This window comes from Dyadobacter sp. CECT 9275, assembly GCF_907164905.1.
Classification (GTDB): Bacteria; Bacteroidota; Bacteroidia; order Cytophagales; family Spirosomataceae; genus Dyadobacter; species Dyadobacter helix.
This window is the reverse complement of the sequence record NZ_CAJRAF010000001.1, coordinates 1,055,976-1,073,068: the sequence shown is the minus strand read 5'-3', so window position 1 is coordinate 1,073,068 and position 17,093 is coordinate 1,055,976. Positions and strand designations below refer to the sequence as shown.

At 44.1% G+C, this 17,093-nt stretch carries 12 protein-coding genes; 10 read left to right on the top strand and 2 right to left on the bottom strand.

What is annotated here, in order from left to right; translation table 11 throughout:
- Nucleotides 1-153: 153 nt before the first annotated feature.
- Entirely contained in the window at nt 154-3,195 is a 3,042-nt protein-coding gene (locus KOE27_RS04400) for a COR domain-containing protein (RefSeq protein WP_215237621.1), read from the bottom strand.
- Between the two features lie 183 nt (nt 3,196-3,378).
- Between KOE27_RS04400 and KOE27_RS04395 the strand changes: the two genes are divergently transcribed.
- The 7 genes from KOE27_RS04395 (at nt 3,379) to KOE27_RS04365 (ending at nt 11,302) form a co-directional block, all read left to right on the top strand.
- Entirely contained in the window at nt 3,379-3,930 is a 552-nt protein-coding gene (locus KOE27_RS04395) for a hypothetical protein (protein ID WP_215237620.1), read from the top strand.
- Nucleotides 3,931-3,962: 32 nt separating this feature from the next.
- A complete protein-coding gene (locus KOE27_RS04390; RefSeq protein ID WP_215237619.1) occupies nt 3,963-8,105 on the top strand; it encodes a hypothetical protein in 4,143 nt (1,380 codons plus the stop codon).
- 101 nt (nt 8,106-8,206) lie between these two features.
- Complete coding sequence (locus tag KOE27_RS04385) at nt 8,207-8,686, top strand: hypothetical protein (protein ID WP_215237618.1); 480 nt, start codon at nt 8,207-8,209, stop codon at nt 8,684-8,686.
- 191 nt (nt 8,687-8,877) lie between these two features.
- A complete protein-coding gene (locus tag KOE27_RS04380) occupies nt 8,878-9,417 on the top strand; it encodes a hypothetical protein (protein WP_215237617.1) in 540 nt (179 codons plus the stop codon).
- A 21-nt stretch (nt 9,418-9,438) separates the two neighbouring features.
- Complete coding sequence (locus KOE27_RS04375; RefSeq protein WP_215237616.1) at nt 9,439-10,560, top strand: hypothetical protein; 1,122 nt, start codon at nt 9,439-9,441, stop codon at nt 10,558-10,560.
- Between the two features lie 2 nt (nt 10,561-10,562).
- A complete protein-coding gene (locus KOE27_RS04370) occupies nt 10,563-10,916 on the top strand; it encodes a hypothetical protein (protein WP_215237615.1) in 354 nt (117 codons plus the stop codon).
- On the top strand, nt 10,916-11,302 hold the full coding sequence (locus tag KOE27_RS04365; protein ID WP_215237614.1) for a DUF1353 domain-containing protein: 387 nt from the start codon (nt 10,916-10,918) through the stop codon (nt 11,300-11,302). The genes KOE27_RS04370 and KOE27_RS04365 overlap by 1 nt, the downstream gene beginning before the upstream one ends.
- A gap of 65 nt (nt 11,303-11,367) precedes the next feature.
- On the opposite strand, the gene KOE27_RS04360 is transcribed toward KOE27_RS04365, so the two are convergent.
- Nucleotides 11,368-14,454, bottom strand: coding sequence for a metallophosphoesterase (locus tag KOE27_RS04360; RefSeq protein ID WP_215237613.1), 3,087 nt, complete (start codon nt 14,452-14,454; stop codon nt 11,368-11,370).
- 237 nt (nt 14,455-14,691) lie between these two features.
- Here KOE27_RS04360 and KOE27_RS04355 point away from each other — a divergent pair, with 237 nt between their 5' ends.
- The 3 genes from KOE27_RS04355 to KOE27_RS04345 are packed head-to-tail and all read left to right on the top strand — an operon-like array spanning nt 14,692 to nt 17,016.
- Nucleotides 14,692-15,543: a S49 family peptidase gene (locus KOE27_RS04355; protein WP_215237612.1), complete on the top strand. Its 852-nt coding sequence runs from the start codon at nt 14,692-14,694 to the stop codon at nt 15,541-15,543.
- A 27-nt stretch (nt 15,544-15,570) separates the two neighbouring features.
- The gene (locus KOE27_RS04350; RefSeq protein WP_215237611.1) at nt 15,571-15,999 is read left to right on the top strand and encodes a hypothetical protein; all 429 of its coding nucleotides are present in this window, start codon (nt 15,571-15,573) and stop codon (nt 15,997-15,999) included.
- 45 nt (nt 16,000-16,044) lie between these two features.
- Nucleotides 16,045-17,016 (top strand): hypothetical protein, encoded by a 972-nt coding sequence (locus KOE27_RS04345; RefSeq protein ID WP_215237610.1) that lies wholly within the window; start codon nt 16,045-16,047, stop codon nt 17,014-17,016.
- Nucleotides 17,017-17,093: the final 77 nt, after the last annotated feature.

Here is a 17,093-nt window from a genome sequence, read left to right as displayed (position 1 = left end):
AGCATTAAGTGCCTTGGATACTTGCCTGATGGTTGACGGCCTTTTAATAGTTAAAAGGCCTGCGATGATAGCTATCGGGATAACAGTACTGAAAATCCAATATCCCATTATTTTTCTAAAACTAAAGTATGAATATTCCTTAGAAGCATAACCTTAAATCAGTTTACCCAACGCCATAGCCACATCCTTCCACGCTTTACCTTGATCTTTATGATCTTTTATTGGCTTTGCTTTGGTTGGCAGTATTACATATTGAGCCAATGGAGAATATTCCCACGCGCAGTGGTCCAAAACTACTGGAAAGATAATCACTTCTTTATTTTCAGGCCTCTTGGCTGCCTTCTGAATTTCCTTATTCCAGATGTAGTCTGTAGCCAATGAATGTTCACTAACCAGAATTATGATGACATCGGCAGTATCAAGCTCGGTTTGAATGCGATCGTCCCACTTTTCACCGGGTATAAGCTGAGAATCTTCCCAGTAAATCAGCATGCCTGCATTTTGAAGAATCTTTAATTGGTTTAATAGCCTGTCCAGATACTTCATTTTGTCATGCTGGGAATACGAAATAAATACCTTTTTTTTCATCTTTTCGACCGGTGTTTTAACGAGTGACTCATCAATTGAAAATGCTTTAACAAAATTAATAAACTCAGATTTTCCTTTTAAGATGTCTTCCCATTGCTGGGCCGGCTCCTTTGTTACCCAGGTATTTCCATCTAAAGAAATTTTTTGAGTGACTCGTTCCAGCTTACGAATTTCATCAAATTCGTTTCGAATTCTGCCCAGCAAGCTGGCTGGATTATGACCCCAGCAGGCAATAAAAATTTCTTTTTGTCCGGACACAACATCGAATTCTACATAGGCAGTATCATCATCATCTGCAAACATAATTCCGTTACGGTATACATTCCTTGTATTCCGGCCAAATGTTAATGCGCGAAAGAGGAAGCGGTCCAATATTGACCGGTGGAGAAAAGGATACGTCAGGCGAAGCAGTAATTTATTTATCTGACTTTTCCACAAGATGCTGATGTGAGGTGGAATCGTTTCTACAAGTAGTTGGGGAATAATGTATTCCGCCGTATAGTTATCTGGATAAGCATATTTTCGGAATATAATTTCACAGCTAATCATAAAATTAATAAACAAAGTCTGTTCCTCTTCAGAATACCGATTTCCCCATACTTGTCTCAGATCTTCCCTCATCAAACGTCCCTCGAAGCGTTTAAGAGAAGAGTCTTTTAGAATGGCATATACTGCATCAAGAGCCCAGTCCTGCTGCAGTATAATTTCATTGCCAAACAATCCTGGATAATAGTAAACTTGCCCGGTATCGTGCATATGCTCCAGAAGAGTATTTTCACCCCCTGGTTTGATATTAGTATGGTGACATATAGATTTAAACTTCGATAGACTAATTGTCTTCTGGATTTGTCTCTCTTGCTCCAGATATTGGCCTACACGCGACCATGTTATGGGCTCTGGTTGAGTATAGCTTTGAAGCAACTGTCTCGCATCCTCAATAAGGCTGCTTCTAAGCGAAGCAATCCTAGTTCCAGTTTTGGCATTTATATTACCCCGATTGTCAATCTTAATACCAAGCTGTCTATACTGGTTAAGTTCTACATTTTTAAGTTCAGGGAAATCCACAAATAGCTCACTATGAGGGATTTTTGTAATTTGATCCTCGAAAAGATTTTGAACAATCTGCACCCAACTTTCTTTTCCTAAATCAGCTATATAATCTAGCCAGTACGAAAGGGGATTATCTTCGCCATGCGAACAAGGTTTTTCAGTTGCCCATACAAGCAGATAAAGAGTCCGTCGACTTAAAAAGAGCCTATGCGTTGGGTGATAAACCTCCTGTCCAGCAAAATCCCAAAAGTTGATAATTAGATTTTGAGTAGCTCGCCATTCTTCAATAACTATCCCATGGGTACGGTTTTCGGGAGCAAAATATTTAAAGGCCCCATCCTTCAGCTGATGTAGAAGCGTACTTTTACCAACGCAACCATTACCTACAAGAATAACTTTTAGGCGTTGAATTTCACTCACTCCCTTATCCATCTCATCGTAATAGTCTGCCAGTTTTTGCACTGTTAAGTCAGGATTTTTTATTAGATCAAGAGGAACCGGAAGTGGATTATTTCTTAAATCTAATTCTTTTAAAAGTAAGGAGGATAAAAGAGGCCGAGGTGAAATACCGAGTTGATTATAACTACAGTTCAGAAAGCTAAGAGCAGGTAAATTGTGAACATCAAACTTAGTGAGTTGATTATTATCGCAATGTAAAACACTAAGAGCAGGTAAATTTTGAAGTATTAGCTCTGTGAGTTGGTTATTTCTGCAATTCAATAAGCTAAGAGCAGGCAGGTCTTGGAGAGTCAGTTTGGCAAGTTGATTATTTCTACATTCAAGTATTCTAAGAGCCTGTAAATCTTCAAGATTTAGCTTAGCGAGTTGGTTATTGTCACAAAGAAGCTTATTGAAAACAGGTAATTCTTGAAAGTTTAGCTTAGATAGTTCGTTATTGCTACAAATCAGTTCTTTGAGTTCAGGGAGGTTTTTGAGGTTTAGCTCGATGAGTTTGTTGTCACTACAATCCAGTTTGCATAGAGATGGCAGGTTTTGAAGGTCCAACTTGATAATTTTATTACTACTACAAAATTGCTCGGTAAGGGCAGGCAGGTTTTGAAGACTTAATTGTGTGATTTGGTTGCTGCTACAATCGACAAAATTAAGAGCAGGTAGATTTTGGAGAGTCAAATTAATAAGCTGGTTGCAACTACAATTGAGGGTTTTAAGAGTAGGCAAGTCTGTAAGGCTTAGCTCGTTAAGTTGGTTATAGCTACAATCAAGCATTGTCAGCTTAGGAAGGGATGAAACAAATCTAATACTTTTTATGGTCCACTTCCCTTTGGCCCCAGAAATTATTAATTTCTTTAAATTAGATAATTGTGAAATGTCATCAGGCAAATAAGAAAAGCGATTCGGCTCACCTTTGTTCGGACGCATACTGGATCTAATCCAGTTCTCAAAATACTCATTGCTTAAAACTAATTCTTCCAAATCTGTTAGTTCAAATAACTCATCAGGAATCGTTTCGGAAGTTAGCCCACAATTACCCAGATTCAGGCTTTTTAATTTTTTGGCTTTTACTTTGGAAATTAATTGAAGGGCAAGTTCAGACATATAGATTGGAGGGTTGAGCAAGTAAATATAAAAAAATCTATCAGTAGAAATACAACAACTGTTAAAAGATTTACTATTGGATACTTCTCAGGTTTTCAACGATCTGTTTTTTTACTTTACCGTCCTTCCACCGACAAATTCAAGCACATAATTTCGGAGCAATCAAGAACTTATAAGTTTCCCATGCCCGATTCCCTACTAGAAAACCCCATATTCGAAGAGATCCTGCGCCGTTATGTGCTTCGCGCCGAGCAGGTCATTAGCCGTGAAGTACAGGCCCAGGGGCTGGTGCTGAGCGGTGAGATGAAAGATTCCATCCGCGCGGCGGCCCTGGAAAAAGGTGCCGGTTTTATTCAAGGGTCGGTTTATTATGAAGCGCTGCTGCGCATCAAAGACCTTAAAACGCTGCATTATACACGTATGCCACCGCTGACGGCCATGATCCGTTTTGTTGAGCAGGTTGGATTATCCAATTTTTCCAGGATCCCCGGCTACCGTGCGACGGACCGCCCAAGTGGTGTTCAAAACCTATCCCACGAGCAAATGATCGAGCGCGTGGCCTGGGCGATCCGCTACGTATACAAACAGGAGCCCAACATCAAAAGAGGCTACCGGGGGGTGTATAACGACCCGCTGAAAAACGAGATCCTGCCTTACTTTTTCAGCGAGCTGCGCACCCATGCCGGTATGACAGCACTCTCAGAGTTACGCCTTTTATTTAACGATACACACTAAAATGCCGGTTACCGGCCACACACTAATTATTTATGGATTTCACAGACAACGGCACGCTGGTACTGCGTGCGGAAACCAACGAATTTGACAAAAAGCTCACCGATCTGAACACCCAGGCCAAAACCCTGAAAGCCTCTTTGAAGGAGATCGAAACCCAGAGCGGTAAAAACAATGAGCTTTATAAAAAGACGAAGACCGAGCTCGATAACGTCCGCAAAGCCCAGGAACAGCTCACCAAAGAGTTAAAGAACATGGATACGTCCAAGATGACATTCCAGCAGCTTCAAAACTATGTGAAGGCGCTCAACAAAGAGCTCAAAGGCATGGTGCCGGATTCAGCCGCCGCCACCGCTCAGCTTAAAAAGATTGGGGAAGCAGAAGCACAGCTTAAAAAGGTCACCCAGCAGGCCCAACAGATCAAAAACGAAGCGGCCAATTTGGGGCAGAATACCCTTTGGAGCAAAGTGAGCTCAGGTATTAAAAGCGTCGGCACCGCCTTTCAGGCCATTCTGGCTTTGCAGGTGATCCAGTGGTTTATCAACATCGGTAAAGCCATCTTTGATACCACTTCCACCTTTGAGAAATACGAAAAGGTTTTAACCACAGCCCTGGGCGGCCAAAAACAGGCCAAAGAAAGTATGGAAGCCATCAAGAAAATGGCCAAAGAAACCAGCTTCGGGGTGGATGAGCTCACAGACGGGTATGTAAAAATGGTTAACCGGGGTCTTCGGCCCAGCCAAAAGGAAATGATGGCACTGGCCGATCTGGCCGCCTCCCAGGGCAAGACCTTTGATCAGCTCGTGGAAGCGGTCCTGGATGCGCAGACCGGTGAGTTTGAGCGGCTCAAAGAGTTTGGCGTAAAAGCCAGAAAAGAAGGAGATAACGTTTCACTGAGCTTTAAGGGCCAGACGATGGTGGTCAAAAACAATGAGCGGGCCATTTACGATGCGATGATCGCGATGGGCTCTATGACGGGGGTAGCGGGTCAGAATGCGCAGATGATGCAAATCCTGGGTGGTAAATCCAGTAACCTGGGTGATAGCATGGATGCTTTGAAAGTAACCATTGGAGATAGGCTCTCACCCGTTTTTAAATTCTTTCTGGACGCGATCACTACCGGCATCGAGTGGCTGGTCAAAGTGGTAACAGCTACGGATCCGGTCGTGCAGGTGTTTTCTGATCTTTTTGGCATGGTGGGAAAACTGGCCAGCTCTTTTATCAACGTTTTCGCCAATGTTTTTCCCAGCTTTAATGCCGGTGGTAACGCGCTCAATTATGTCATGCAGGCGGTGGCCTTTGCCTTTCGGGCCGCGCTGACACCAACCCAGCTTTTTATCGGCGTTTTGACCGTCGCTTTTGATACCATGGCCGGGATCGTGCAAGGCGGCAAAGCCGTGGTGCAGGTACTCTCTGGTGATTTTACAGGTGCAGCCAAAAGCTTTGAGAATGCCAAAAAGAACTTTTCAAACGTAGGCACCCATGCCGCTGAAAGTTTTGACAAGATCAAAAAAGGCTGGACGCAGGCCTTTGTGGACCAGCCCCAAAAAGATATCCCACAGGCTGTCTTTGCTGCCAAAACAGCCGAAGACCAGCGCCAGGCTGCCGTCAGCGAGAGCCAGAAGAAAGCAGCAGAAAAACAGCAGGCCCAGAAGGTAAAAGCGGAAAGCAAACTTAATGAGATGCTTGCCCAGCTCGACAGCGAGCACAGCCAACTGACAGCGGCCAATGCCCTGGAAAGCGAAGAATACAAGATCCAGGAAAAACGCAGGAAACGCCTCAAAGAGATCGCGGACTCTATTGCCGATGAAAAGACCAAGGAAGCAGCCCGCGCTGCTGTCAACCGTAACGCGGACGCTGAAATACTCGCACTCAGGCAAAAAGACAATAAAAAGGCCTTAGAGCTTTTGGCCTCTTTGGAGGCCGAACATTCGGTTAAAACGGCAGTTTCTGCGCTAGCCGCAGAAGAAGCCAAGATCGCTGAGATCAAAAGAAAGCGGATCCTGGACATTGAAAACTCAGCAGCCGATGAAAGTACCAAAGCAGATCTGATCCTGGCCATTAACCGCAATGCAGAAGCAAGTCTGGATAAAGTTCGGGAAGAATTCCGCTTAAAACGCATCAAGGATGAGCAGGATTCTGCACAAAAACGGCTGGCAGCAGAAAACTTTATCCGTGAGCAGCAGAAGTCAGCCGAGATGACGCTGCTTGACTGGCAAGAGCAGCAGGCCAAAGGCAATGCCGACAAGATCGCACTCATCAAAAAAGAGCGGGTGGATACCGAGCTTCGGCTCACCCAGGATAAACTGCAGGCTGAGCTTTTTGCAGAAGGTCAAAAGGCCGTCTCACTGATTCAGAATGATGAGCAGCTGGCTGTTGCTCTATCTCAGATCGAAGAGCGCTACCATACGGCCAGCCTGATGGCCACCGCCAAAGCAGCTGATGATAAAATCGCCATTGACAAAGACCTCTCAGAGAAGAAAACAGCCAACCTGAAAGCTTACTCGGATGCCTTAGGCGCGCTACTGCAGGGAGACGTGACCGGTTTTCTATCAGCAGCCCAGACGATGGTCAAAGGCCATCAGGATGCCTGGCAGCAGCGGCTGTCTGCTGACATGGGATCCTATGAACAGGGCGCACAGATGGCCCAGCAGGCGGTGTCTTTCCTGAATGATCTGGCCCAACGCAAAGCCGACAAGGCCATCGAGCAAGCCAACCGCGAACGCGATGAAAAGGTGGCCATTCTTCAAAATGAGCTCTCGGTAACAGAATCACTGATCACCAGTAGTAGCAATTTCATAACCGCTCTGAAAGAAGCTGAAAAGAACCGGCTGGCCGAGCTGCAGCAGACGCTGACCTCGGAGACCGCCAGCGAAGAACAGAAACGCGATGCCCTTCACCAGTTCTACTCCCAGCAGCTGCAGGATATGAAAGCTGCAGAGGAGCAGAAGATCATGGACCTTCAAAAGCTTGCCAACCAGGCCAAGACCGAAGATGAAAAACGGGCGATTGAAGAAAAGATCGCTATGGCCAAAAAGGAAAGTGAAGAGAAGATCCGGCTGGCAGAGCAGGAGATGGAAGAAAAAGCCACCATGATTGATGAGCTGGCCGAATTCACCGCTGAGATCAATGATCAGGTGCTCACCGATGCTCAAAAAGCCTCAGAGAAACAGGTAACCATGGCCGAAGATGAAGCTGATAAGAAAGCTACACTGAAAGAAGACCTGGAAGCGTTGATCGCTGCTGAAAACCAGAAAGCCCGTACCAAGGAAGCAGCCGAGAAAAAGAAAGCCTTCCAGGCTCAGAAGAAAGCAGATATCGCAGCCGCGCTGATCACCGGAGCGCTGGCCATTCTGAAAGCTTTGGCTAACTTCTTTCCTTTGAACATTGTACTGGCTGCGGTGGCAGCCGTTGCTACCGGGGTACAGATTGCCAAGATCAAAAGTCAGCCTGAGCCCAGTTTTGCTATGGGAGGTACTTTGGGGTTTGTGGCGCAGGGATCCAAACATGGCAGCACCTACGGAACGGGCGGTATAGCGTTGGTGGACAGAAAGACCCAGCGGGAAGTAGGAGAAATGGAAGGGGATGAAGCGATCATCTCAGCCAAACAGACCGCTGCCAACTGGCCGGTGATCCAGCAGATGTTTCAGAATGCCAGAACACCTGGAAAAACAGAAGCGGCGGTGATTCCGGGTACCCCATTAGCTTTCCGGGATGGCGGAAAGTTTGAATCCCCTTACTGGGAACGGGGTATGTATCTGTTTGGAAGCAAAAAGAAAAAAGAAGCTCAGAAAGCTGCGGCGGCGGCAGAAGCCGAAGCAGCAGCTGCACAGGCGGAAGCCGATGAAGCCATGGGAGACGTATCTTTTGACGGCAGCGCTTACGGGGGTGTGGATGGAACAGATCCCGCTACCACCGGTGATGCTGCCAGCGCACAGGCCGCCCACGAAGAAGCACAGAAGCAAGGCAAAGAGCAGCTGAAAGCAATCCAGGATATTCTGACCGAAACCAAAAAGAACGGAGAGCTACTGGGTAAAGTGGCATCATCCACCGGTGATCTGAAAGGATCTGTCAATGGCGTGGAAAGTGCGGTCAACAGCGTGCGCGATGCGGTGAATTCAGCCAATACCCATGGCCGGTTTGACCAGCTGATTGGGGCGATTTCGAATCTGGGGTAAGGTCAAAAACAGAGGCAATAAAACCAAAATAATGATTTTGGTTTTATTGTTTATCTGACCTAAAAACATTATTTTTAGGTGTATTAAAAATATATTTTAGAATGATCAAAAGAATCGTTGTTGAGCTGCCCGTCCACGTTAAAAAGTACTTCATGTTTGAATTTGACGGTTATCAGAAAAAGAACGGGACAGACCAGATACACGTTGACAAACACTCGGATCTGGGTGAATTGATCCACCTGTTATCCCAGCCCATCCTTTACACACAAAAGCCTGTGGTCAGCAGCGGTAAGAGTACGCTAAGCATCGAATATTACACGCATGTGCAGGCGCTGGATATCAGCCACCAGAAACTACCACAACTGGCCAAGTACATGGAGAAGATGTTCCGCCGTAGCCTGATCAATGAGGTGCAGGGGACTTATGAACTTGTGGGCTGCGATTATGGCCCGTTGGTTTCGCGCTTTCTGGAAAAGCGCGGCATCATCCGGGATGTAGACATCGACTATCAGACTGCCCGCAAGATTTTCAGGGATCACATTGCCAAAAAAGTGCGAAAGTCAGCCAAAATGTACGCGTGAGAAGTACCGGTGATTTATAAAAGGTAACACGTTTTCCTTTATTGTAAATTAGCCGCGTAACTTGTCCGCCTTGTTTGAATACAAAAACCGCCCTGGGTGATCCCTATGGCGGTTTTTATTTTATTTTATAAAAAGGGGACGCGTCCCCCCGTGTCCTTTTAAGTGGTGGGGTTTAGCTGGATCTTTCGGGCATGTTTGCTGCTTTGGAAAGTATCGGGGTAAAAAACGGCGGGGCGGTTGCGGCTGGCTGGCTGACGCATCTGTATTTGATCAGCTGCCAGCATGTGGCTTATGATGTCTATCCGGGTTCTGTGCTTTCGCCTGTGCATCCGCTTTGGCTGGATGGCAAGGTGATCCAGATTAAACTACGAAGCAAAACCGCTTCTTTTTCTGAGGGTCTGGCTTATGGTGTGAACGGAGAAACTTACAGCTGTCAGATCTCGGTTCCTGTGGTTACCCTTGCCAGCGATGTGACCGAGTGGGTTTACCAAAATGGCAAGCAGCGTTTTGTGGCTTTTTTTCGGGACACTGCCGGTAATTGTTATCTGGCAGGTACCAAAAGCAATGGGCTTCGTTTGGGCTGGGGGCGCTCGGTGGCTTCGGTCAGCTCTCAACAGCTTTTGTTTTCGGGCGTGAACTGGCATCCTGTGCTTTGGCTCGACACGGTGGATCCTGCCATTCTTTTCCCTTCCCATGAGTTTGATTACAGTTTTGATCTGAGTTTTTCTTAACACACTATATTCTTTATTATCATGCCCTGGAATTATGATGACGCCCAGATCAATGGGATCATTGATTCAAATATCAAAAGTGCTCCGCCTGCCGCCCCTCAGGTCAATACGGCGGCTGTTATCCGAAGCTGTCTTAAGCTCATGTGGGCGGGCATGCGTGGACAGGTCAGTCAGGCGGTTGCCGCCTGTGATGCCACCACCGCTTCACTGGTAGCCCGCAGCCTGAACCTCACATCCACGATCTATGTCGATGGCGTCAACGGAAATGATGCCAGGACGGGAACCACCAATGATCACAACGCCGCTACGGGCCGGGTGAAAACCATGGCACGTGTCATCCAACTGCATAATGACAAAACCCAGAGCCTGGACATCAACATTGTGGGGAATACGGAAATTACTGTCAATACTGCTTTACGCATACCCTTTGTGTTTATGCAGGTAGGACCTGGTGTAACACTCACATTCAAAAAAGTGGTAGGGATACTCGATGGTGCCAGTGTCAATGTCGGTGATGGTACCTACAAAATCAACTTTTTTGGTTTTGAGCTTAATATTTATAATTCCGGCACCATCACTGTGGAAGCACACGGCGGCAGTACCGGAAACGGGGACCAGTATTATTACAGAAGCAACCAGGGGGCTATTGGGCTAGCCAGCCGGGGAATGGGCGATTGTGATAGGTATGCAGCCGTTAACGTGGTGGGGCCGGGCACTATCAACGGTGGGGCCAACACCATCTTTGTGATGGGAGGTGCCAACGGACTAAATCCTGATGGATTCAATAAACTGGCCCGTTACCGCAGATCGTCCATTTCGGGTGGATCTTTTGTAGCCGGATCCAATGCTGTTGAATACAGCATAACCGGTGACCGTATCATACTTAGATCTTATCATCCGACAGGCAGCAGTGATGGTAACGTCAGTGAGGGCGAAGTGGTCATCAGTCCCACCACCAACCAGATCTATGCCAAACGTGGTGGTGTGGTCCGCCTGATTCAAAACATGCGCCGCTACCACCCTACCAGCTCCACAGACGCCGCCGTCTGGGAAGGGGAAACAGTGGTCTCACCGACCAACAACGATCTTTATTTTAAATCCAACGGCACCATCCGCCGCATCACCACAGCAGCTTACTCCTAATTATGATCCACACCATTGATGCCTTGCCCCATCCCGATTTCGCTGATTGCATTCACAAGATCGAAGTCTGGGATATCAACATTTCACTCAAAAACCAGGAAGTGGCCCTGGTGACCTGCTCCCGGATCGAAAATCCGGACGGTAGCCTGCGGGCACGGACCGAAGCCAGGACTGTGATCCTGCGTGCGGCCATGGATACCTTCGTGGACCTGGACGGAAACTTTGTGAACGGCCCTGCCGATATGCAGACCATCTTTCCCGAGTTCATCGCCATTTATAACGGTGCTTTTCCTTTGCTGCTGCCCTTCATCGAAAAAGGAGTAACAAATGGAATAGCACAGAACAGGTACTGGTGATGAGCGAGTACCCAGACATAAGACTGCGAAAGTGCACCGATCCAGCTGCAAAGCTGGATTGGTTTGAAGTGACTGAGGACTGTTCTTTTCATTGGGGAGATCTTCAAACCGTAATTCCCAAAGGTTTTATCACCGACTTTGCCAGCGTTCCGCGCTGGCTATGGAGTCTGCTACCGCCGCATGGTAAAATGGCCAATGCAGCCATCCTGCATGATTATCTTTACGACTACCGCATCGGCGAAGCCCAGTTCGGCGCTCAAAAAGCCAGGCTGCTGGCCGATCTGCAGTTTGTTTTTAACTGCAGACAGGCCGGGGTGGGATCCGTGCAGGTTTGGGTGGTGTTTGTCGTGCTTAGGGTGTTTGGGGGGAAGTGGTGGGTGGAGTAAGGGGAAAGCAATAAGTAGTTCAAATATGCGGCTGTATATAATATCACCTCATATTTTATACAACTTTATGAATTTTTATTATTCTCAAGCAAGGCTCTCTTTACCAAACTATCAATGCTCTTTGAGATATGTGGTCCCGATTTGGGGTCAATTAAAATATGTAATTCTCTAATACATTCTTTTAGCTCACTTTGAAAATCCTTATTCCCGAACGAGAAAAAAACCAAATAAGTATATAACTTAATTAGAATGGTATGCCTTAAAATTCCTAATTGTATTTTTGAAATAAGTTCCCTCACATATAAAATTCCCTTTGTCGGGTTAGTGTCAATTAATAAAAAATATAGTAGCATAGTTTGAAACTCATTTTTGTCCGAATTCTTTAACTCTTCCAACTTTCTCTTAATCAATCTCTCCAAATTATCTTGCGCCAAAGCGTCAGTTAAAAATGTATTAATAATCAAAGGCATAAATCTAACAGTCATTTGCAATAACGCCTCACTTTTCTCCCGATCCTTATTATCATTTGGCGGCCAAAAATTTTCTTCCTTAATACTGTCGACAATGAAAAAACCTAAATGACAAGAGCTAAGCAATATAAAATCCAACAATCTGCTACTTAGATCTATATTGTCAAAAGAACTATTTCGAAAAACTCGAGATAAAATCCTTAGACTTCTTTCCAAGTTTTCTACAGTACCTTGAATCTCAATGTAGGATTCCTTAAGTTTCACCTCTTCGGTTGAGACATTAATTGGCCTAAATTCATCCATCATTTCATCCTTTTCTTCTGGTTCAAGAGCCTCCATTCCCTTATCAAATTGCTCTTTAAGAGACAATGTGATTTTAACTCCAATAAAATCCTCGAATTTTTTTATTAAAACGCCATCAATTTCATTTTTATTACCATATTTATTATTGGTTGAACAATAAATATCTTTAGTTATTTTAAATAGATCCTCTATAAAGTTTATATCATTCCCTTCAAATCCAGCATATAATTCAAATTCATTTCCAAATGATAAATAATTTACATCATGTAAGATTTCATTTTTATAATTAGAATTTTCTCGCATATAATACGCAATAAAATATTCAAATACACCATTTAATCTAAAAGTGTAGTGTTCATTTACAGATTTAACTATTATTCCTTTCAATTTTAACAACTGAAACAGTTCTTCTACACCTATAACAAATCTTATTGTTTTCTCTCTGTATTCCTCAGTAAATCTTATAATATCGGAATAAGAAGCGGAATAACCGGATTGATTTCCATTATTAAGAAAAAAAAACGCCAAATTTGATAAGTAGGTTTTTAATTCCTCAAATTTTATTTTAATATTTCTATCAAGAGTTAAACCAGTTTTATCCAATAATTCATCAACATATAATTGTATTAATTCGACATTGTTATTTAAAGTAACATTATTGGTTTTATTAAAAATCCAAAGAAATAGTGAAATTGACCAAAAGTTGAATTGAATATTTAATTGTTTAAATACTTTTTCTATTTTATTTAACAGTATTTCTTCTGACTCTTTGGATACGTCTGACCATTTTTTGACCAATGACCGCATGCCTTTACGCGTAATTTCATGAATATATAAATTTGCATATTCAAAAGAAAACATTTTAATAGGGTCATAGCTTAATAAAACTCTTTCTTCCGCACAAATAATTAATGATGAATTATATTTTTTTATAAATTCATTAATATCCCTAGTGAGATCATGATACTCTGTTGAATAATTATCAATTAGGAGTTTGATATGATATTTGCTCGTCAATTCACTAGCGGATCTGTAGGTTATTGAAAAATCTTTGGAAATTAACTTGAAGAAATCAATTTTCTTACCATTATTAGTATATCCCTTCGCGTCAAAATATAACGGAATTATTTTCGAAGAAGGAAAGCTGGACAGTACATCTAGCATAATCTTATATAGAATTGTAGTTCTTCCACTTTTACTTTTTCCAAATATTACATAATTGTTTTCTTCTAAAAGTAATTTAAAATCAATGTTGTTAGCAGAGTCCTTTGAGCTTGAAATTTCCGTCTTAGATTTGCTTTTTAACGCGGGATTCGTAAATATTTCTAAAAATGATTTACTATCTCCACGTGAATCATATGCAGAAAGGACTAAATCATTTGCATCATCACGATACTTTGAGAACAAAACTCTAGTAGTTTTTTTCAATTTGATGATTTCTAGCTTTTGCTCATTCACAGGAACCTGTACACTCAAATGTTGAGATTGATAAAAAATTCCATTACTCTTGTCATATATATATTTTTTCACATTTGTATCATAAAAGTTATCATCATCAACTTCGACTATTGTGAATCCAGTTTTAGCGTCGCTATATCCATAAGTTATGGTAGATGGAGATACACAACAGAATATACCTTCTTCCCCTGATATCTGAGTTTCAATTCTATCAGTATGAGTGTGTCCAGAGAATAGATACTGAAAATTTGAATATACTAAGCTTTCCAGTTCATAAAATACGAAGTCTTTAGTATGTGATAATGGATGATGCATCAAAATGAATCTAATATCCGTATCCTGCAATTTATTCACTATTTTCTCAATAAAAATAGGGGGATAAAGAAGATTTTTATTATCACTGTCAGAAAAGGATCTCCATGCTGTGTTAATTGAAGCAACTCCAATTTTCTTTTCTTTAAATATTCTTTTATGTATGGTATAGAGAGGAGTTTTTTCATCATCAATATTATTGAGAATTTCATCTTGTATTTTTAGATAATCACGATGATTTTTGACACTTTCTTTAAATTGTTTTCTGTCAGATACAAACTTATTTAGTTGTTCTATTGAAGTTATAGCATCAAGATGAGTTTTAATCGCTGGTAATTCATTTACTCTAACAACATCATGATTTCCACAACATATAAATATCATATCATGTTCAACAACGCCTTCATCAATTATTCTTTTTAGAAGTGATTCTTTTGCTTTTGTAAATGTTGTGCCGTTGAGTCCCCCTTTATCCACTAAATCCCCTGTGAAGAACAGTATATCTACTTTTTCTTGCTTTAATTTTTGTAATAAATTATTAACTAGCTTCACTTGGCTAGCAGGATTAGATGGGTTATAATGATAATCCGTAATATGCGCTATTTTCATGAAAGGAAGGTTTATGATTGAATTTTAGGTTTCTATAAAATTTTACACATTAAAGGTCACACATACATCCGACAATTTTGTACTGTGCTGGCTAATCTTCAAACATATCAGTTTAAGTAATGTTTAAAGTACTGTGTAATCAAATTTTACTTGGCTGCACTTCCTTTCCGTCCTTTCTCCTCACCACCATCCCCCCCACCTTCACACTATCAAACGGAAACATAATCCCCGGTAGGTGTGAACGCAGAAACATTTTCAGGACTTTGGTACATCGAGCCAGCTTTTGCCAGCAGGATGCAGGCAGTGATACTGCCAAGGCTCAAAGCAGGTATTGATCCCATTCCCGGCCAATTCAAACAATCGGCTGCTATCTCTTCATTTGATGCAAGCGGAGATTATGATGATGTAGGCGCTACGCTTAAATATGCGCTCAAAGCCGGTGGCGGATCCATCGCCGTACTTTCTTTAAACGGTGCCATGAGCCGCTTCGGGATCTGTGGCATGGGTGGTAACGAGTTTTTAAACCGGGTAATCCAAAGAGCAGATCTTGAACCTTCTGTTAAAGGTATCGTCATCAATGCCCACACACCAGGCGGCACGGTTGACAGCACAGAGCTGCTGGCTGACAGTATCCGCAATTTCAGCAAACCTTCCGTAGGATATGTAAACGGTATGTGTGCCAGCGCAGGTGTCTTCGCTTTAAGCCAGGCCAAAGCCATTGTCATGGAGGATTCTGTTTCCTCTGAGATCGGCAGCATCGGGGTACTGATGGTGTATGCAAACCAGGCCAAAGCCTTGGAAAAAGAAGGGATCGAGGTGGAGATCTTTCGCGCTGATGGTTCTCAGGACAAAGCCCGTCTGAACGCCTATGAGCCTTTGACAGAAGAAATCCGCTCAGAAATCCAGGCCGATCTCAATGAAGCACGCCGCGCTTTTGTGGGGTATGTGCGCCGTGGCCGCGCCGGAAAACTCTCTTCCGATGAAGTATTCTCTGGCAAAATGTACAAAAGAAAACAGGCTGTTTCGCTGGGCCTGGCCGACAAACTCGGAAGCCTGCAGGATGCCATCCGCCTGGCAACAAGAATGTAATACAATCATTTTTAACACTATACACACATGAGTAAACCAAACGCCTTAACGGCGATCATCGGCTCGCTTTTCAGCCGCTCTGAAAAACCCATCTCCGAGAAGCTTTCCACCGAAGAGTTTAATGCCTTCATGCAGGATGCCGGTGAGCTGGATGCCAGACTATCGGCCCAAGGCCAGGGAAACGAAAAAGTGACTGCTGACCTGGCTGCTGCTAACGCGCAGATTATTGAGCTGACAGCTTCACTGGCTACCAGTGCTGCCAAAGTAAAGGAGCTGACCGCGACGCTTGCCGCTGTTTCCGCTGAGCGGGATACCTACAAAGGCCACTATGACAAAGCTGCTGCTGCTGGTCAGGGTAAAGCCAATGAAGACGAAAACAGCAGGGGGAGCTCAGAAGCGACTTCCTACAACGCCCATGCGCTGGAAGTATTCCATAAAACACACGGCAAAGCCTGAGCAACGATTTTTAACTATACACATACCTCTGTAATTAAATAAGTTATGCCTTCGCAAACCATTAATTTTGACAATTTCCACGCAGACCTGATGCGTACCATCGAGTTTAACGGCTCGGTTATTCAGGAAACGATCCTGCACGGTGCCGAAAGCCTGGGCCGGGATTTTACAGTAGTCACCTCCCGCGATAAAACAGCGTTGATCAGCCTGTCGGTAAAAGATGGCTGGAAACCTGCTTCCGATAACTTTGACGGTAAAAACGTGCTCGATGTCAGAAGCCGTTTTGTTTCCTTCAAAGAAGCGGACATCGACATCGAGTTCACCCTGTCGGATATCAAAAAGATCTACCAGACCTACCTGGGCTGGCTGAAAACTCCAGGCCGTACGCTCTCGGAAGTGAACGCCAACCCTTTTGAGCTGTTCTTCCTGCGTCATGTGATCGCCTCTCACTTTGAATTTGTGCGTCTACAGACAGCCTGGCAAGGGGTTCACAATGCAGCCGGTGCCGGTGCACTCTCGCTCACTGACGGTTTTATCACCAAGTTCACCAACGGCAGAAGTGTATCCGGGGATATTCTGGCATCACACGTTTTTGACGGAACGGCCCTGACCAATACCAACGCTTATGATCAGTTCAACGGGGTAGCGGATCTGGTTGCTTCTGTTCGTCCCAAAATGCTGGTGGAAGATCTGAACGTTTACTGCTCTCAGACCGCTTACGACAAATACCGCAAGAACCGCCGTACGCTTTTCAAAGAACACGTTGGCCCTGCAGACCGTCCAACGGTACTGGATGATTATTCCAACATGCATTTTGTGCAGGATCCTGGTCTGGCCGGAAAGGATACCATTGCCATCACACCCAAAAAGAACCTGTTGTTTGTGGCCAATGAGGATCCGGGCGCTTATTCGATGAATATCGTCAAGCAGATCAAAAGCTGGCAGATCACCTTCCGCGCAAGTCTGGACTTTGACTACGCATCACCGGACTGGATTTTCCTAAACGACCTAATCTAGGGGACTCGTCCCCTTTTTGAGGCCATCCGGGGGAGACACGTCTCCTTTTTGAGGCCTTCGGGTCCAACTTAATTAAC

Bases quoted from the DNA above. Each gene is read 5' to 3' on its own strand.
- KOE27_RS04400 (WP_215237621.1), bottom strand. From the start codon at position 3,195: ATGTCTGAACTTGCCCTTCAATTAATTTCCAAAGTAAAAGCCAAAAAA.
- KOE27_RS04395 (WP_215237620.1), top strand. From the start codon at position 3,379: ATGCCCGATTCCCTACTAGAAAACCCCATATTCGAAGAGATCCTGCGC.
- KOE27_RS04390 (WP_215237619.1), top strand. From the start codon at position 3,963: ATGGATTTCACAGACAACGGCACGCTGGTACTGCGTGCGGAAACCAAC.
- KOE27_RS04385 (WP_215237618.1), top strand. From the start codon at position 8,207: ATGATCAAAAGAATCGTTGTTGAGCTGCCCGTCCACGTTAAAAAGTAC.
- KOE27_RS04380 (WP_215237617.1), top strand. From the start codon at position 8,878: ATGTTTGCTGCTTTGGAAAGTATCGGGGTAAAAAACGGCGGGGCGGTT.
- KOE27_RS04375 (WP_215237616.1), top strand. From the start codon at position 9,439: ATGCCCTGGAATTATGATGACGCCCAGATCAATGGGATCATTGATTCA.
- KOE27_RS04370 (WP_215237615.1), top strand. From the start codon at position 10,563: ATGATCCACACCATTGATGCCTTGCCCCATCCCGATTTCGCTGATTGC.
- KOE27_RS04365 (WP_215237614.1), top strand. From the start codon at position 10,916: ATGAGCGAGTACCCAGACATAAGACTGCGAAAGTGCACCGATCCAGCT.
- KOE27_RS04360 (WP_215237613.1), bottom strand. From the start codon at position 14,454: ATGAAAATAGCGCATATTACGGATTATCATTATAACCCATCTAATCCT.
- KOE27_RS04350 (WP_215237611.1), top strand. From the start codon at position 15,571: ATGAGTAAACCAAACGCCTTAACGGCGATCATCGGCTCGCTTTTCAGC.
- KOE27_RS04345 (WP_215237610.1), top strand. From the start codon at position 16,045: ATGCCTTCGCAAACCATTAATTTTGACAATTTCCACGCAGACCTGATG.